Below are 16284 nucleotides of genomic sequence, written 5' to 3' on the forward strand. Positions count from 1 at the left end.
AGTTTAACAGGGTATTAGCAGAGCTGTACTGGTGATTCTCCTATATTAGTATCAAACTCAAACCTATGAGACTTTGCTCCCTTCTTATGCTTACTTTATTTATAACTACAAGTTGTAAAAACCCCGGCCCTTCTGCCGAAGACCAGAGAATGGCTCAATTAGAACCCGTACAAACCGAAGCCGTAGATGGCTACGAGAGAGCTTATTTTGCAAGCGGCTGCTTCTGGTGCGTAGAAGCTGTATTTGAAAGCGTAAAAGGGGTTAAAGAAGCTGTAAGCGGATATTCTGGAGGAACTCAAAGCAACCCAACTTACAAACAAGTGAGTTATGGCCAGACCAATCACGCCGAAGCCGTAGAAGTTTTTTACGATCCTAAAGTCGTTAGCTTTAGAAATTTGGTTCTGGTATTTTTTTGGCTCACAAGATCCAACGACCCTAAACCGCCAGGGCCCTGACCGCGGGCGCCAATACCGTTCTATTGCTTTTTATCAGAATGACGATCAGAAAAAAATCATAGAAGATATTATCTCCGAACTTAACGACACGGTTTATGACGGCGCAATTGTCACTCAGGTTTTACCCTTTCAAAAATTCTGGGAGGCGGAAGGCTACCATCAGAATTACGAGAAAAATCATCCTAACGATCCTTATATTCAGGGTGTATCACTACCCAGACTCAATCGGTTTAAAAAACAATTTCCAGAACTTTTAAAAGACAACGCACACTAATGAGAACTATCACCAATTTAGCTCTGTTTTTATTTGCCCTATCCTCTAACGCCCAAGAAGATTTTTTAAAGTATAAGTGGCGTAATCGCATCTTGGTCTTTTCTACTGCCAGCTTAGATAACGAAACTTTTACTGCACAGTGGGAAAAGTTTAAAAGTTCTCAGAAAAAGCTAGAAGATCGTAACATGCTGCTTTTTGTTTTAGCAAAAGGGCGTATTTATGACAAAGAATTAAAGGTGATGCATCACTATCATATCGCTCCACTGCGAAAGAAATATCAAATCCCACAGACTTTTAATGGAATAACCCTAATAGGAAAGGATGGTCTGGTTAAGCTTCAAAAACAGTTTGTAATAGAGCCTCAGCTTATTTTTGAAACTATAGATCAGATGCCGATGAGACAGCGTGAAATGCGTGAAAATCTCGACGATTAGTGCTTTCTCGCTTTCAATTCAAATAATAGAGGATACAACTTATTCTGCAATTCATAACCCGCTTCAGTCTCTTGCAGATCTGGTAAGATATTATAAGGCGAAGCATCATGCTCCTTTAGATATTCAATTCTTAAGCCTGCTTCGGCTAATGCTGATACTACAGCTCCCAAGCCGTGATTCCACGTATATTCTTTTGTTGTTATAGCTGAATCTTTTTCGGCATAGGTCCCAGTATTTTCTTCGTATATGAGTTCTTCTTGCATATAACCGTATCTCATTTCAGGTGGATTTTCTCGATAATCCCACATCCAAACGATTGGATGAAATTCTACGATATAAAATACGCCTCCGGGCTTTAAACAATTTTTAATCATTTTTGCCCAAGGTTTTAGATCTGGCAACCAACCTAGCACGCCATAACTTGTAAATACAATATCATAAGTTTGAGTGACTAATTCTGCAGTGTCTAAAACATTTCCGCAGATAAACTGAGCGTCAAAATTCAATTCAGCACTTAATTTCTTTGCAGTTTCAATAGCCACATCAGAAATATCTATACCGGTACAAATAGCTCCTCTTCTGCTCCAACTCAAAGTATCCTGACCAAAATGACACTGCAAATGCAATAAGGATTTCCCCTCAACATCAGGCAACGCATTCAACTCATAAGAATTCAAGCTGCTTTTACCGTTTTTAAAAGCTTCAACAGCGTAGAAGTCACTTGTAAGATGCGGTTTAACCTTTCGATTCCAAGTCTCCTTATTGATCTCGAAATAATCGTTCACTTCCATTTTACAAAACGTTTAACACCTAATCACGTCAGGCTAAAGTATTTTAATGGACAAAATAAGCAATATTAACCTACATCAAGCATAGTCTCTATCTCGATGTATACTTTTATAAAAAAGAAAATTACTATTACTATGAAAACTAATCAAGCATTATTGCAATCCTTTAAACTAGGAGATATTACATTAAAAAATCGTCTTGTTATGGCTCCTATGACCAGAAGTCGTGCAGAAAATTCTGAGAATGCTCCTACTGAAATGCATGTGGAATACTACACACAACGCGCCGGAGCCGGACTCATTATCACTGAAGGCTCACAGGTTTCTAAACGAGCAGTAGGATATATTCACACAGCTGGTATTCATTCTAAAACTCAAGTTGAAGGATGGAAAAAAGTAGTGGATGCTGTTCACAAAGAAGATGGGAAGATATTTATTCAGCTTTGGCACGTGGGACGCATATCGCATCCTGACTTCCATAATGGGGAAAAACCATTAGCTCCAAGTGCTGTAAACCCAAATGCAAAATCTTATACCCCAGAAGGTTTTAAAGACACGGTAGAACCTAAAGCGATGACGCTGCAGGAGATTGAAGAAACCCAACAAGAGTTTGTGAACGCAGCAAAAAATGCAGTTGAAGCAGGCTTTGATGGAGTAGAAATTCACAGTTCTAATGGCTATTTATTCCATCAGTTTTTTAATAAAAATGCAAATACCCGTACTGATGCGTATGGAGGAACTATTGAAAACCGCGTTCGCTTTTTCTTTGAAACTTTAGATAAAGTAAAAGAAGTTATACCTCAAAATAAAATTGGAGTTCGTCTGAACCCTTCATTAAATGATGTTTTTGGGATTAAAGCAACAGAAGAAACCATCCCAACCTTTGATCACATTATTGAACGTCTTAATAATTATGATTTAGCATACTTACACCTTTCAGAACCGTTTACTGATGTAAGCGAAATTGATTTTCTTGAAACAGAAATCGCAAAAAGATATCGCCCTAGATATAAAGGCAACTTGATGATCAATTCAGGCTTTACTCAAGAAACCGGTAATGCAGTTATTGAAGCCGGCAACGCCGACCTTGTAGCTTTCGGGAAGTTATATATCTCTAATCCCGATCTTGCCGAACGCTTTGCTATAAATGCTCCTACTGCAGAATGGGACGAGGATACGTTTTATACACAAGGCAAAAAAGGATACACCGATTACCCTACCTATCAGCAAGAAAAACAGAAAGTTGAATAGGCTAAAATTTTGTTATTTTGTTTAATCTTAACAATAGTCGAGTTGAACAAACTGTAATTTAGGGGTAAGTTATACTTACCCTTTTTTATGAGACATTATACTGATAAGGAAATAGAAGAATTACCATCCAGATATCGCGCACACTTTATAAACAGCTGCACGGGATTTAAATCTGCAAACTTGCTTGGTTCGGTCTCTAAAGACGGCATCAGTAATGTAGCAATTTTTAGTTCGGTAACACATTTAGGGAGTAACCCTCCACTTTTGGGTTTTGTGCTACGCCCAACTTCTGTTGAGCGCAATACCTATGATAACTTAGTAAAATCTGGCGTTTTCACAGTAAATCACGTGAATCAAAATTTCATAAAAGAAGCACATAAAACTTCAGCTAAATACGAAGGGAATGTTTCAGAATTTGACAAGACCCTTTTAACTGAAGAATTTTTAGATGATTTTAAAGCTCCATACGTAAAGCAAAGCCGTATAAAAATGGGGTGTGAATTTGTCAATGAATATTTTATCAAAGAAAATGATTGTAATTTTATAATAGGCAAGATCAAGCATATTTATGTAGACGATCACATACAGGCAGATGATGGTTGGCTAAACCTTGAGCGTGCTCAGACGGTTTGCATAGATGGCCTTGATGGGTATGCCCTCCCTCAAATATTGAATCGTTTTACCTATGCAAAGCCAAATGAGGCTGTGCATTCAATTAGAGATCTTGGCTCATAAAAAAGTAAATCTTCCTCAAAAAATATGCTTAACCTGTGAAAAGCCTTTTACCTGGCGAAAGAAATGGGAAAAGAAATGGCAAGACGTAACCTACTGTAGCGAGCGCTGCAGACGTAATAAAAAGACTTTATAAATGAATTTAGTTTGGTTTAGAAATGATTTAAGAACCCAAGACAATCATAGTTTAAATCAGGCATTAGTAGATGCTAAAAATGTTCTGGCGGTTTATTGTTTTGACCCGAAACAGTTTAAAAAAAATCGTTTTGGATTTAAAAAAACAGAACGATTTAGAGCGCGATTTTTAATCGAAACCATTCAAGAATTAAAAGATAATCTGGCGGAATTAAACATTCCGCTTTTTGTATTTTGTAATCAGCCTGAAAAAATACTCCCGCAATTCATAAGCGATCAAAACATAAAAAAAGTCTTTCTTCAAAAAGAATGGACATTTGAGGAAAAAAAAGTTTCAGATTCGGTTAAAAAGCTCTCCAATCCTGATATTGAATTCACAGAAACATTTGATCAGTTTTTAATTCATCCGGAAGATCTTCCGTATGATAGCTTTGCTGCTATTCCTCAGGTTTTTACGCAGTGGCGTAAAAAGTGTGAAAAACAAGCAAGCATCAGAGGTCTCGTAAAACCCAGAAAATTTTCCGAAGAAAATCTAATCGACACACAGACTACAATTCCAACACTTACTGACCTAGGGCTTGAAGAGTTTAAACAAGATGACCGCTCTGCTTTTCCATTTAAAGGTGGAGAAAATCAGGCATTACAAAGAATTAAATCGTATTTCTGGGATTCTAAAAAACTACAGGTTTATAAAAAAACCCGTAACGGACTTCTGGGTAACGATTACAGCTCTAAGCTTTCGGCTTGGCTGGCAAATGGGAGTTTATCCCCACGAACCGTCTATTGGCTGGTAAAAGAATTTGAGAAAAATCAGGTGAAAAATGAAAGCACCTATTGGTTGATTTTTGAACTTTTCTGGCGTGATTATTTTAAATACATTTCTCTAAAACACGGAGCTAAAATCTTTTATCTAGGGGGGATTCTAGACAAAAAATACGATTGGAAACAAGATGAAGAATCGCGTAAAGCTTGGATAAACGGCACTACAAAATATGATTTTGTAAATGCAAATATGCAAGAAATCGCAGCTACAGGTTGGATGAGCAACCGCGGCAGACAAAATGTGGCGAGTTTTTGGTCTAAAGAATTACAGCAAGATTGGCGCGTAGGCGCAGCCTATTTTGAGAGTATGCTCATAGATTATGATGTACACAGCAATTACGGCAATTGGATGTATAATAGCGGTGTAGGTAATGATCCACGAGATCGTAAATTCAATATAAAAAGTCAGGCGGAACGCTATGACGGCGACGGGAAATACCGCAGAGTCTGGCTTCAAAAATCATTGTTTGATTAAACTATTACCTGTGAAAAAACTCCGTTTAATTCTTGGCGATCAGCTCAATCACAAACATTCTTGGTTTGATGAGACTGACAAGGAAGTGATTTATTTTATAGCTGAAATGCGTCAGGAAACAGATTATGTCGTACATCATATTCAAAAAGTGATCGCCTTTTTTGAAGCTATGCGAAATTTTGCAGATTGGTTAGAAGAACGGGGGCATTTTGTGATTTATTACGACTTGAGTCATCCCGATAACAAACACGAATTATCTAAAAATCTGAATCAATTAATCAAAGCGCATCAAGTAGATAAATTTGAATATCAGCTCCCTGATGAGTTTCGGTTAGATCAACAACTCAAAGAGTTTTGCAAAACGTCAAACATTAAAACTGAAGCACACGACACAGAACATTTTCTAACCAGTCGCTCTGATCTGGAGAGCTTTTTTAAAGGAAAGAAAACCTATACGATGGAATATTTCTACCGCGATATGCGTAAGAAATATTCCATCATGATGTTAACAGAAAAAGATCCTGAAGGTGGTAAATGGAACTTTGACCAGAGTAATCGCAAAAAATGGAACGGCAAACCCGAGATTCCACACGAACGCGGTTTTAGAAAAGATGTTTCAAATACGCTAAAACGCATAAAAGATGCAGGCATAAAAACGATGGGAGCGGTTGATGAAATTTCATTCAACTGGCCTACTTCGCGAACAGACTCTTTGAGCGTGCTCAACTATTTCTGTGAAAATTTATTGGTTCATTTTGGTGACTATCAAGATGCGATGGACCCTGATCAGGTGTATTTGTTTCACAGCAGATTGAGTTTTGCGATGAACAGTAAAATGCTGCATCCCCTCGAAGTCATTAAAAAAGTAATTGAATACTGGCGTGAAAATAAAAACCAGATAGACATCAGTCAGGTTGAAGGCTTTGTGCGTCAAATATTAGGTTGGCGCGAATATATGCGCGGGATGTATTGGATGAAAATGCCCGAATACCGAACTACCAATAAGCTAGAAAACCACAATAAACTACCTGATTTTTATTGGACAGGAGAGACAAAAATGAACTGTCTGCATCACGCTATTAAACAAAGTTTAGATCACGCATATGCACATCACATACAGCGGTTGATGGTTACCGGGAATTATGCACTGCTTACACAAACAAACCCTGATGAAGTTGATGAGTGGTATTTGGGCATTTACATAGATGCAATAGAATGGGTTGAAATAACCAATACCCGTGGTATGAGTCAATTTGCAGATGGTGGTCTCGTAGCTACAAAACCCTATGTTTCCAGTGGAAGCTACATCAACAAAATGAGTAATTATTGCAAATCTTGTGAGTATAGCGTTTCTAAAAAAACAGGTGATAATGCGTGCCCTTTCAACAGTTTATATTGGAATTTCTTGTTTGAAAAGCGAGAACATTTTAAAAATAACCAGCGCATGAATATGATGATGAATCTTTTAAATAAAAAAGACCCTGACGATTTAGAAAAACTTGTTAATCGCGCTCAGGAAATCATAAAGAATCCACAAAACTTCTAACCGACGCGTTAATTCACTGTTAATCAAAATTCAAGTTACTTACTATCTTACTACATTTAAATCACTAACCAATATCATTATTATTATGAAAGATATTATTTGGCTTATTGTAGTGATTCTATTAATCGGTTGGCTCGTGGGGTATTTTGGCTTCGCTGAGTCTGTAGGAAGTTTAATCCACATCCTGCTTGTACTTGCTGTAATTGCAATTCTCTACAAATTAGCTACAGGTCGCCGACTATAACAACCAAAAATTACTAACCTTTAAAAACTTGAATTATGAAACGTATTTTTTTATTCTTATTCCTAGCTGGAATTATGGGCACAACTTTACAAAGTTGTCGGGAATCAACCGGAGATAAAATTGAGGACGCAGCAGATGACATTGGTGATGCTGCAGAAGATGCTGTAGATTAATCACTACTGCATTTACAAGCTGAAAGCCGTACTTTTTAAGTAGGGCTTTTTTTATTGCCAATCGTTTAACAACTTAACGTTAACAAGGGTTAAACCCTTTCTCTAATCCTTAATTGATGGTTAACTTTAAACTAAAACAAATAATATGAGCACCACAACTTTAAATAAACCAATTACAAACCTTCAAGGAACTTGGGAACTTTCTAACGGTCATAAAATGCCTTATCTGGGGCTAGGCGTCTGGAAGGCAGAGGACGGTGAAGAAGTGATACATGCTGTAAAATGGGCACTTGAGGCCGGTTACAGACATATAGATACCGCAAAAGCTTATGAAAATGAGGAAGGCGTAGGAAAAGGGATCAAAAAAAGTGGTATTCCCAGAGAGGAATTATTCTTAACCAGTAAATTATGGAACAGCGATCAAGGTTATGAAAGTACATTAGAAGCTTTTGACAAAACCCTAAAACGTCTGGATACTGATTACTTAGACCTATACCTCATTCACTGGCCGGTAGAAGGTAAATACAAAGACACTTGGAGAGCTCTGGAAAAACTCTATAAAGACGGAAAGATCAAAGCTATTGGAGTAAGTAATTTTTTAGAGCATCAGCTTAGAGATTTAATGCAAGATGCAGAGATTAACCCCATGGTAGATCAGTTAGAATTTCATCCGTGGTTAGTACAAAAAGACCTGCAAGATTTCTGTGCAACTCACAATATTCAATACGAAGCCTGGTCTCCGCTTATGCAAGGAAAAGCTTTCAAAAATGAAACTTTGAAACAATTGGGTGAAAAGTATAGCAAATCACCAGCGCATATTGTTTTGAGATGGGATTTACAAAATGGCGTTGTGACTATACCAAAATCCACTTCAAAAGATCACATAATCAGCAATGCTGAAATATTTGATTTTGAATTGAGCGATGAAGATATGCAAACCATAAACGCATTAGATAAACACGAGCGTATAGGTCCTGACCCTGATAATTTTGACTTTTAAAAGAGCCTGAATTATAATCTATTAATAAACCCGCTTAACAGCGGGTTTATTGGTTTATATAAATTTCTGATTTTACAAAATGGGGCTTTAAATGACCATTGCGGCATAATTTCAGCTTAAATTCTTCTCGTAGCCTAAAGAGTCTTTGTAGTTTTGCCGGCAAATTGATTTTAGAGTTATGTGGAATTTAGAAGGTAAAACAGCATTAATTACAGGAGGGACTAAAGGAATAGGTCGTGCAACAGTTTTAGAATTTGCAAAACTGGGTGCTAAAGTAATCTTTACCGCACGTGACGGTAATGCTGTCACAGCATTTCAGCAGGAATTGGGAGAAGCAGGCTATATCGCTTCAGGAATGGCAGGTGATGTAACTTCTGAAGATGATCAGGATAATCTAACCGATTTTGTTTTTCAGCGCTCTGGTTCTTTAGATATTCTCGTCAACAATGCCGGAACAAATATTCGCAAAGAAGCGGCACACTACGAACCTGAAGAATATCAAAAAATTCTGGACACCAATCTTATTGCTCCTTTTGAATTGACCCGTAAATTTTTCGCTTTGCTTAAAAGATCTGGTAAAGCTTCTGTTATCAATGTGGCTTCCGTTGCTGCAAGTCAGGATGTAAAAAGCGGCGCGCCTTATGCGATGGCAAAAGCCGGACTTTTACAACAAACCCGAAGTTTAGCTTCTGAGTGGGCTGAAAAAAATATTCGAGTTAATGCAGTTTCCCCCTGGTATACCGAAACACCACTTGTAAAACCAGTTATGGAGCAGGAAGAGCGTTATGCTAAAATCATAGAACGTACGCCACTTAAACGCTTTGCACAACCGGAAGAATTAGCAAGCACAATCGCATTTTTAGCAATGGATAAAGCTTCATACATAACCGGTCAAAACCTGATTGTAGATGGTGGTTTAAGTGCAAATGCTCTCTAACCCGAATTAAATTTTATACCGAATTATTTGTAGCCCTGTGCCTGCAAATCAAAAAGCTCTGCATACAATTTAGAGTTCTGCATCAATTCGTCATGGGTTCCCAATTCTAAAATTTTACCAGCTTTAAGAACCAGAATACGATCGGCCATACGCACCGTACTGAAGCGATGCGAAATAATGATGCTGGTTTTGCCTTTGGTAAGATCTATAAAACGTTCAAAAACTTCATATTCTGCCTTTGCATCTAATGCAGATGTAGGTTCGTCAAGAACCATAACCATTGCATCTTTCATATACGCACGAGCTAAAGCCACTTTTTGCCACTGTCCTCCAGAAAGTTCCTGCCCGTTTTTAAAGCGTTTTCCCAGTTGGGTATCATAGCCTTCCTGTAAATCACCTATCACTTCATTAGCCAGACTCAACTGTGCTGCATTTGTAATGCGCTTATCATCCTGTACAGCGGCGATGTCACCCACCGCAATATTTTCGCGCAGCGTGAATTCATATCTGAAGAAATCCTGAAAAATAACGCCAAACATCTTTTGAAAATCAGCTTTATTGTACTGATTGATGTTGACACCATCCAGTAAAATAGCGCCTTGTGTAGGTTCATAAAATCGAAGCATCAATTTGATCAGGGTGGTTTTACCGGCACCATTCTGACCTACAAAAGCCATTTTCTCTCCGGCTTTCAAAGTAAAACTCACCCCTTTCAATACTTCATGATCGCTTCCGGGGTATGCAAAATGAACGTCTTTCAGCTCAAAACCGGTATGAATTACTTCAGGAAGTGGCAGAAATTCCCGGTTTTCATCAGGTATTTCAAGATCTATAAAGTCAAAATAATCTTTAAGGTATAGAGCACTTTGTGTAATTCTTGTAAAGTTTGTAAAAAAGGTTTGCAAACTATTCCTTAGACGGTTAAAAGAAGCCGAAAGAAACGTCAATTCACCTATAGTAATCTCACCATCTAATACACTTTTAATTATTACCAGATAAGCCGCATAATAACAAACCACGCCCAGCACATTAAAAATAGCACTGTAGATACTGCGTTTTACGGTTAACTTTTTATTGATGTGGTAATACCGCTCGCTTAAGGTCTTAAAACGCTTGGCAATAAAATCTGTGAGACCAAAGAGTTTGATCTCTTTAGCAGTCTTATCATTTGCACCTATATATCTTAGGTAATCCAGTTCACGACGCTCTGTAGTCCAACTGCGAGATAATGAATATTGTTGCCCGCTAAACCGAATCTCATTGATAAAAAGCGGGATGATACTCAAGGCTAACAATACGATGAGCAGTGGCTGAAAGTAAATGAGACCCGCGATTAAGGTACTTATAGATATTAAACTTTGCGCCTGTGCCAGCGACATACTCATCAGACCTACACGGCCTTGAGTTTGTTGTCGCGCACGCTCTAATTTATCGTAAAACTCGGAGTCCTCCAGCTGACTCATATCTATTTTGCTGGTTTTACGAATCATCGTTTCTGAAGAAATAATGTTGTATTTATCACCAAGAAGACCGTCTGTGATTGCAATAACTCGGTTTATAATATCAGCAAAAACGGTAATAGCAAACTCGAGCAAGACGTAATTCCATAATTGACCATAGTCTGCCTGAGGAGCTGCCACTTCAGCTATAATTTCATCAATAATGAGTTTTCCTACCCATAAAATAACTACCGGCGAAAATGCATTCACCAGCCTGCATACCAAGTTAATGGTAAACAGCAACGGACTAACGCTCCATATTTCTTTAAAAAATCGAGGAATATAACGCAGCGCCTGAAACGAAGCACGTACGTTTGTTTTTTTAGTATCTGAGATACTTTCTAAACTTCTTGGCATAGAGCAAAGATACAGCGAAGCGCTTTGGGTAAACGCTAAAAGATCTGCTAAATTCTATTACAATGTACAATCACAATATGCATCATTACCCTTACCTAACCGGTATGTCAAAGTAATACCTACAAAAGTATACCAGTCATTATTAGAAAAATCGGGTAATTTATTGGGAGCTAACTGTGCATGATCGGGATGACTCCCATCAAGATTGTCTGTCATTGTATAGCGCGGAGAAAGTTCAAGACCTAACATAAAATTACTCCCAACGAAAGTTTTAAAACCTAAACCAAAAGGAACCACCATACGCGTTCTGGTTCCATATTTTTCTGCTAATACATCTTCAAAACCAGCAGAAATGGGATAATATAATTCGTCATTATAAACAGCTCCTAAACCTGCATGAATATAAACAGCTATCGGATTTTGAGCATTCTTAAAAAATGAGAACGGCACATACTCAAAACCTAAAGAAGCTTCAATACTTGTATTTTCAAAAGAATAGTATAAAGAGTTATTGCGCCCATTACCTCGATATCCATCGGCTGCATCCCGGTCGTTATCATAAAGCGTAAAAAAAGTCACAGTTCCTCTGAGACTTAGCTTTTCGTTAAAATTCATCTTCCCTATTAAACCTAAAGTAGCTCTATTAGGGGCCACAAATTTCTTTTCTCCTAGTTCTCCATAATAATTGACACCACCTAAATAGAGACCGAGATCATAAGTTTTCTTTTGTGCTTTTAACGTGTTTACAGTAATAATTGTTATTAGAATTACAAATACCTTAGCTTTCATCAGTAGAGTTTTAAAGTGGGCGTACTTGACTTACAATAAGATTTGGGGTTGTATTGTATATTTATAAAACTTAAAAAAGTTTATAATAGTATTCTTACATTTCAAAACATTACTATTTTTAGTTTTAAAGCTATAACAAATTACTTAAATGTCTAACACAGGGTTAATTATAGAAGAGAGAAGCAGAGATATAGGAGATTTTCTGGTAGGAAGACTGCTGCCTTTTAGAAAAAAAAGAATGGTAGGACCTTTTATCTTTATAGATCATATGGGACCTGATCAACTAGGACCGAATGATTATATGGATGTGGATCAGCATCCACACATAGGGCTTTCAACGTTAACCTATCTGCTAGAAGGCGAACTCATACACGAAGACAGCATCGGCACCTATCAACGTATCAAGCCGGGTTCTGTCAACTGGATGGTTGCCGGTAAAGGCGTTACCCATACAGAGCGTACTCCTAATGATTTTAGAAACGGAAATACGTTTACAATGCACGGTTACCAGATTTGGGTTGCACTGCCTAAAATGCTGGAATTTACAGAACCTGCTTTTCACCATATTGACGCTGAAGTATTACCGCAATGGAGAGAGAATAATGCTCACTACAAACTCATAGCCGGTAAGGGTTATGGTAAAATAAGCCCCGTACCGGTTCACTCCGATTTATTTATGATCGAAATTATTGCTGAAGAAGACCACAAACTCGACATTGAAGACAATTTGTTTGGAGAAGTGGGAGTTACTATCGTTTCAGGAGCTGTTGAAGCCTGTGGCGAAATTATCAAAGAAGGCAATATGCTGGTTAGTAAAACCAATGAAGTATGCAAGCTTAAAATTTTAAAAGGCGCTCACATTTTTCTTTTCGGCGGAAAACCTTTTGAAGAAGAACGCCACATTTACTGGAATTTTGTTGCAACTTCTAAAGCACGCTTAGAAGAAGCCAAAACACAATGGAAAAATCATGAGTTTCCTAAAGTTGAAGGTGATGACACCTATGTACCGCTACCTTCTTAAGCTTTTGAAGCCTGAATTTTATAGGACTTACGTTTATTCAAGTAAAACAGCACTAAAATTAAACTGCACAGCGCACTACAAAACAAGATGTATAATAAGGGAGCGACACTTTCAGTGACGAGTTGAGCTACAAGAATACTTGCCAAAGAACCAAATATCATGCCTATACTACCTACCAATGCAGAAGCGCTACCCGCTTGTTTGGTAAAGGGATCTAAAGAAAGTGCCGTAACATTAGGGTTTTGAAAACCTACTAGAAACAACATCACGAACAAAAAGGGATAAACTACCCAAAACTGTAGCGCAAGAAAGCTAATAGCAATACCGCCGGTCGTGAGTACAGACAACGCCAAACAGGTCGCGACTGTTATTTGCAATAATGAAAAACGCTTCAATGCGAGGCGATTAATCTGACTCCCTAAAATAAGTCCTAAAGCATTACTCCCAAAAACCCATCCAAATTGCTGCTCGCTCAGACCAAAAAATTCAATAAAAATAAAAGGAGCACTACTTACATAACTCAACAAACAAGCCATTGTAAAACCTCTGGTCATGGCAAAAATGAAAAATTCTCTATTCTTTAAAATGGAAATATATTCTGTAACGATTTTTACGGGTCTTAAACTCGTAGTGCGGTTAGGAGCTGCACTTTCAGGCAGAATATACGTAATTAACAACAACATTAGAATTGCAAAACCAGCCAGAATGTAGAAAACAGCCTGCCAATCAAAAGCGCCTATAACCAAGCCACCTACAGTGGGAGCTATAATAGGTGCAACTCCCATGATAAGCATTAAAGTAGAAAGCACATCTGCAACCTGTTTCTTTTCAAACAGGTCCCGCACAATAGCTTTTGAAGCCACCATCCCTGCACAACCACCCAATGCCATAAAAAACCGGGCACCTATCAAAACGTTCAAATTCCAGCTAAAAGCACATAAAAGCGCTGTAACAGTATAGAGCATTAACCCGCCAATTAGTGGCCTGCGTCTCCCAAAACGATCCATCAAAGGACCGTAGGCTAGTTGCCCCAAAGCAATACCTATAAGGTAACTTGTTAAGGTTAGACCTACTTTACTAATATCTACACCAAAATCATCTGCTACATTTCCGAAGCCGGGTAAATACATATCTATAGAAAATGGACCTATAGCTATGAGGGTTCCTAAAATGAGTACTATGAGATTGCGGGAAGAAGTTGTAAAACGTTTTGCCATATTTTATTCCTAAAATGCAAAATTAGCCTTTGTTATAGAGAAACTAGGACACTAACATGTTATTAAAATTGTAAATCAAAGACAGACTTTCCTAAGACAACGATGTAGTTTTGAGAGCTAAAAAAAGGGAGCTTAAAGCTCCCTTTTTTATTATTTTCTAAATTCGATTAAACGAGTTTTCTGAAAAATTTTTCGAATTACGTTCTAAAGGAGGTGATGAAGAAGTCACATCTTCTAGCACAAGATATTCGTCACTTTCTTTAAATTTCTCCAGAAGTTCATAATTGACGTGGATAGGAATATGCAAACCAGGATATTTCAAAGCATACATATCTCCTTTTCTACCTACTAACTCTAACTTAATTGGTGTTTCCATAAACAAAAGGTTTAATTAATAGTTTAAAAGATTCTGAGCAAAAAAAATGCCACCAAACCAAAACAAAATATCAAGCCTCTTCTATACTGCCAATTTTTCAGATAAAATTTAAATTATAATTGCATAGGAACTTCCATTAGAAGAACAGATGCATCTTCTGAAGCTTTTAATTTTATAGAATCGGTATTTAAAACCCCCAGACCGTCTCTTCGCTCCAAGACATGATTTCCGGCTGTAATGCTTCCTTCTAAAACAAAAACATAGAGCCCGTTACCCTTCTTATTAAAAGTATACTCCAGCTCTTTGCCAGCTTCTAAATCAGTAAGATTAAACCAGGCATCCTGATAAACCCATACTCCTTCATCCTTCTTATTTGGAGAAAGCACTTGTTGCAATTTGTTTTTTCGGTCTGCTTTATTAAGCGTTATCTGGTCATAGCGCGGCTCAACGTTTTGTTTATTAGGAATAACCCAGATCTGAAGAAATTTCACTTCTTCATCTTTATTCTTATTATACTCAGAATGTTGTACTCCGGTACCGGCACTCATCACCTGGATATCACCTTCTTTAATAACCGTAGTATTTCCCATGCTGTCTTTGTGCTCCAAATCACCGGAAAGCGGTATCGAAATGATTTCCATATTTTGATGCGGATGTGTACCAAAACCCATCCCGCCACTAACCTGATCGTCGTTCAAAACGCGTAAAACACCAAAGTTCATACGCTCAGGATTGTAATAATTAGCAAAACTAAAACTGTGTTTACTGTGTAACCATCCGTGGTTTGCATCACCGCGGGTATCTGCTTTATGAAGTATTGTTTGCATATCTTTTTATTTAAAAAAACAGAATTTTATAATTCTTAAAAGCCTGTTTATTTTCACGGGAGTAGTCGTTAGAAGCGTCTTTAAATTACGGAATGTGTAGAGTTGGTGTAGCGTTAAATTTAAAATAAGCGACCTTATACAAAACATGCTAACTAAAAGCTTTGTACTTTTAATACTCAAAAACTCTTTTTAAATGAAAAAAACGCTACTCACCTTACTTGCGCTGATGGCACTTGTGGCATGTAAAAATGAATCAAAAACAGAAACTATAGAATCATCTGTAGAACCCGTTAAACTTGACCGCACTTCCGAGGAGGAGATCGCTTATAAGATCGCTCAGGCAACTGGTATCGAAAATTGGGATGATGTAGCTGAAGTACAATTCACATTTAATGTAGATCGTGGTGACAGTCATTTTGCCCGCAGTTGGAAATGGAATCCAAAATCTGATGACGTTACAATGATGAGTGAGCAAGATACAGTTGCTTATAACCGTAAAAACGTAGACAGCCTTGCTATGAATGCTGATAAGGGATTTATAAATGATTCCTTCTGGCTACTGGCTCCTATGCATTTAGTCTGGGATGAAGGAACAGTGCTTACGGTTCAAGATACCGCTACTGCGCCTATGAGCGAACAAAAAATGAGTAAGATCACGTTGACATATGATGGCGATGGTGGATATACGCCGGGTGATGCTTATGACTTTTTCTACGATGATGATTACAGAGTAAAAGAATGGATTTACCGCCGCGGAAACGTTTCTGAATATTCTATGGTAACAACCTGGGAAGGATATGAGGATTATAATGGAATAGAGATCGCTTCTGACCACAAAGCTCCTGAAGACGCTGTGCATTTATACTTTACAGACATCGTAGTAAAAACAGAAGAAGACTAGATTTCTTTTTTTTTCAGAATACAAAGCTCAT

At 37.7% G+C, this 16284-nt stretch carries 18 protein-coding genes and 1 pseudogene; 13 read left to right on the forward strand and 6 right to left on the reverse strand.

Annotated elements, in window-relative coordinates; all coding sequences use genetic code 11:
- Nucleotides 1–149 precede the first annotated feature (149 nt).
- Both msrA and DSM02_RS05850 read left to right on the forward strand, forming a co-directional pair.
- A pseudogene (gene msrA, locus DSM02_RS05845) lies at nucleotides 150–729 on the forward strand (peptide-methionine (S)-S-oxide reductase MsrA).
- A complete protein-coding gene (locus DSM02_RS05850; RefSeq protein WP_128764752.1) occupies nucleotides 729–1163 on the forward strand; it encodes a DUF4174 domain-containing protein in 435 nt (144 codons plus the stop codon). Before msrA ends, DSM02_RS05850 begins: the two are co-directional and overlap by 1 nt.
- Here the strand turns inward: DSM02_RS05850 and DSM02_RS05855 are convergent.
- A complete protein-coding gene (locus DSM02_RS05855) occupies nucleotides 1160–1954 on the reverse strand; it encodes a class I SAM-dependent methyltransferase (protein WP_128764753.1) in 795 nt (264 codons plus the stop codon). The genes DSM02_RS05850 and DSM02_RS05855 overlap by 4 nt on opposite strands.
- Before the next feature lie 132 nt (nucleotides 1955–2086).
- On the opposite strand from DSM02_RS05855, the gene DSM02_RS05860 reads away from it, so the two are divergent.
- The 9 genes from DSM02_RS05860 (at nucleotide 2087) to DSM02_RS05895 (ending at nucleotide 9266) form a co-directional block, all read left to right on the forward strand.
- Nucleotides 2087–3202, forward strand: coding sequence for an alkene reductase (locus DSM02_RS05860; protein ID WP_128764754.1), 1116 nt, complete (start codon nucleotides 2087–2089; stop codon nucleotides 3200–3202).
- A gap of 87 nt (nucleotides 3203–3289) precedes the next feature.
- The gene (locus DSM02_RS05865; RefSeq protein WP_128764755.1) at nucleotides 3290–3937 is read left to right on the forward strand and encodes a flavin reductase family protein; all 648 of its coding nucleotides are present in this window, start codon (nucleotides 3290–3292) and stop codon (nucleotides 3935–3937) included.
- On the forward strand, nucleotides 3900–4070 hold the full coding sequence (locus DSM02_RS05870; protein WP_205875098.1) for a DUF2256 domain-containing protein: 171 nt from the start codon (nucleotides 3900–3902) through the stop codon (nucleotides 4068–4070). Before DSM02_RS05865 ends, DSM02_RS05870 begins: the two co-directional genes overlap by 38 nt.
- Nucleotides 4071–5366, forward strand: a complete 1296-nt coding sequence (locus tag DSM02_RS05875; protein WP_128764757.1) for a DASH family cryptochrome — start codon at nucleotides 4071–4073, stop codon at nucleotides 5364–5366.
- Between the two features lie 10 nt (nucleotides 5367–5376).
- Entirely contained in the window at nucleotides 5377–6912 is a 1536-nt protein-coding gene (locus tag DSM02_RS05880) for a cryptochrome/photolyase family protein (RefSeq protein ID WP_240673987.1), read from the forward strand.
- A gap of 85 nt (nucleotides 6913–6997) precedes the next feature.
- Nucleotides 6998–7156 (forward strand): lmo0937 family membrane protein, encoded by a 159-nt coding sequence (locus tag DSM02_RS05885; protein ID WP_128762529.1) that lies wholly within the window; start codon nucleotides 6998–7000, stop codon nucleotides 7154–7156.
- A gap of 35 nt (nucleotides 7157–7191) precedes the next feature.
- Nucleotides 7192–7329, forward strand: a complete 138-nt coding sequence (locus DSM02_RS20325) for a hypothetical protein (protein ID WP_164918241.1) — start codon at nucleotides 7192–7194, stop codon at nucleotides 7327–7329.
- Between the two features lie 145 nt (nucleotides 7330–7474).
- Nucleotides 7475–8329: an aldo/keto reductase gene (locus tag DSM02_RS05890; RefSeq protein WP_128764759.1), complete on the forward strand. Its 855-nt coding sequence runs from the start codon at nucleotides 7475–7477 to the stop codon at nucleotides 8327–8329.
- 178 nt (nucleotides 8330–8507) lie between these two features.
- Nucleotides 8508–9266 (forward strand): SDR family oxidoreductase, encoded by a 759-nt coding sequence (locus DSM02_RS05895; protein ID WP_128762531.1) that lies wholly within the window; start codon nucleotides 8508–8510, stop codon nucleotides 9264–9266.
- Between the two features lie 23 nt (nucleotides 9267–9289).
- Here the strand turns inward: DSM02_RS05895 and DSM02_RS05900 are convergent, their stop codons facing one another.
- Entirely contained in the window at nucleotides 9290–11122 is a 1833-nt protein-coding gene (locus tag DSM02_RS05900; RefSeq protein WP_128764760.1) for an ABC transporter ATP-binding protein, read from the reverse strand.
- A 57-nt stretch (nucleotides 11123–11179) separates the two neighbouring features.
- Nucleotides 11180–11911, reverse strand: coding sequence for a type IX secretion system protein PorG (porG, locus tag DSM02_RS05905; RefSeq protein ID WP_128764761.1), 732 nt, complete (start codon nucleotides 11909–11911; stop codon nucleotides 11180–11182).
- A gap of 148 nt (nucleotides 11912–12059) precedes the next feature.
- On the opposite strand from porG, the gene DSM02_RS05910 reads away from it, so the two are divergent.
- On the forward strand, nucleotides 12060–12932 hold the full coding sequence (locus tag DSM02_RS05910) for a pirin family protein (RefSeq protein ID WP_128764762.1): 873 nt from the start codon (nucleotides 12060–12062) through the stop codon (nucleotides 12930–12932).
- On the opposite strand, the gene DSM02_RS05915 is transcribed toward DSM02_RS05910, so the two are convergent.
- From DSM02_RS05915 to DSM02_RS05925, 3 genes are all read right to left on the reverse strand, one after another.
- Nucleotides 12929–14149 carry a multidrug effflux MFS transporter gene (locus DSM02_RS05915; RefSeq protein ID WP_128764763.1) on the reverse strand — a complete coding sequence of 407 codons (1221 nt, stop codon included), beginning with the start codon at nucleotides 14147–14149 and terminating at the stop codon, nucleotides 12929–12931. The two genes, DSM02_RS05910 and DSM02_RS05915, sit on opposite strands and share 4 nt — an antisense overlap.
- A 157-nt stretch (nucleotides 14150–14306) precedes the next feature.
- Nucleotides 14307–14525, reverse strand: coding sequence for a hypothetical protein (locus DSM02_RS05920; RefSeq protein ID WP_128764764.1), 219 nt, complete (start codon nucleotides 14523–14525; stop codon nucleotides 14307–14309).
- 113 nt (nucleotides 14526–14638) lie between these two features.
- On the reverse strand, nucleotides 14639–15352 hold the full coding sequence (locus DSM02_RS05925) for a pirin family protein (RefSeq protein ID WP_128764765.1): 714 nt from the start codon (nucleotides 15350–15352) through the stop codon (nucleotides 14639–14641).
- Nucleotides 15353–15545: 193 nt separating this feature from the next.
- On the opposite strand from DSM02_RS05925, the gene DSM02_RS05930 reads away from it, so the two are divergent.
- Nucleotides 15546–16253, forward strand: a complete 708-nt coding sequence (locus tag DSM02_RS05930; protein ID WP_128764766.1) for a hypothetical protein — start codon at nucleotides 15546–15548, stop codon at nucleotides 16251–16253.
- The last annotated feature ends 31 nt before the right edge of the window (nucleotides 16254–16284 follow it).

It is taken from the genome of Leeuwenhoekiella polynyae (genome assembly GCF_004104075.1).
Lineage (GTDB): Bacteria > Bacteroidota > Bacteroidia > Flavobacteriales > Flavobacteriaceae > Leeuwenhoekiella > Leeuwenhoekiella polynyae.

Coding starts and splice junctions, on each gene's coding strand:
- DSM02_RS05850 (WP_128764752.1), top strand. CDS start 729: ATGAGAACTATCACCAATTTAGCTCTGTTTTTATTTGCCCTATCCTCT.
- DSM02_RS05855 (WP_128764753.1), bottom strand. CDS start 1,954: ATGGAAGTGAACGATTATTTCGAGATCAATAAGGAGACTTGGAATCGA.
- DSM02_RS05860 (WP_128764754.1), top strand. CDS start 2,087: ATGAAAACTAATCAAGCATTATTGCAATCCTTTAAACTAGGAGATATT.
- DSM02_RS05865 (WP_128764755.1), top strand. CDS start 3,290: ATGAGACATTATACTGATAAGGAAATAGAAGAATTACCATCCAGATAT.
- DSM02_RS05870 (WP_205875098.1), top strand. CDS start 3,900: ATGAGGCTGTGCATTCAATTAGAGATCTTGGCTCATAAAAAAGTAAAT.
- DSM02_RS05875 (WP_128764757.1), top strand. CDS start 4,071: ATGAATTTAGTTTGGTTTAGAAATGATTTAAGAACCCAAGACAATCAT.
- DSM02_RS05885 (WP_128762529.1), top strand. CDS start 6,998: ATGAAAGATATTATTTGGCTTATTGTAGTGATTCTATTAATCGGTTGG.
- DSM02_RS20325 (WP_164918241.1), top strand. CDS start 7,192: ATGAAACGTATTTTTTTATTCTTATTCCTAGCTGGAATTATGGGCACA.
- DSM02_RS05890 (WP_128764759.1), top strand. CDS start 7,475: ATGAGCACCACAACTTTAAATAAACCAATTACAAACCTTCAAGGAACT.
- DSM02_RS05895 (WP_128762531.1), top strand. CDS start 8,508: ATGTGGAATTTAGAAGGTAAAACAGCATTAATTACAGGAGGGACTAAA.
- DSM02_RS05900 (WP_128764760.1), bottom strand. CDS start 11,122: ATGCCAAGAAGTTTAGAAAGTATCTCAGATACTAAAAAAACAAACGTA.
- porG (WP_128764761.1), bottom strand. CDS start 11,911: ATGAAAGCTAAGGTATTTGTAATTCTAATAACAATTATTACTGTAAAC.
- DSM02_RS05910 (WP_128764762.1), top strand. CDS start 12,060: ATGTCTAACACAGGGTTAATTATAGAAGAGAGAAGCAGAGATATAGGA.
- DSM02_RS05915 (WP_128764763.1), bottom strand. CDS start 14,149: ATGGCAAAACGTTTTACAACTTCTTCCCGCAATCTCATAGTACTCATT.
- DSM02_RS05920 (WP_128764764.1), bottom strand. CDS start 14,525: ATGGAAACACCAATTAAGTTAGAGTTAGTAGGTAGAAAAGGAGATATG.
- DSM02_RS05925 (WP_128764765.1), bottom strand. CDS start 15,352: ATGCAAACAATACTTCATAAAGCAGATACCCGCGGTGATGCAAACCAC.
- DSM02_RS05930 (WP_128764766.1), top strand. CDS start 15,546: ATGAAAAAAACGCTACTCACCTTACTTGCGCTGATGGCACTTGTGGCA.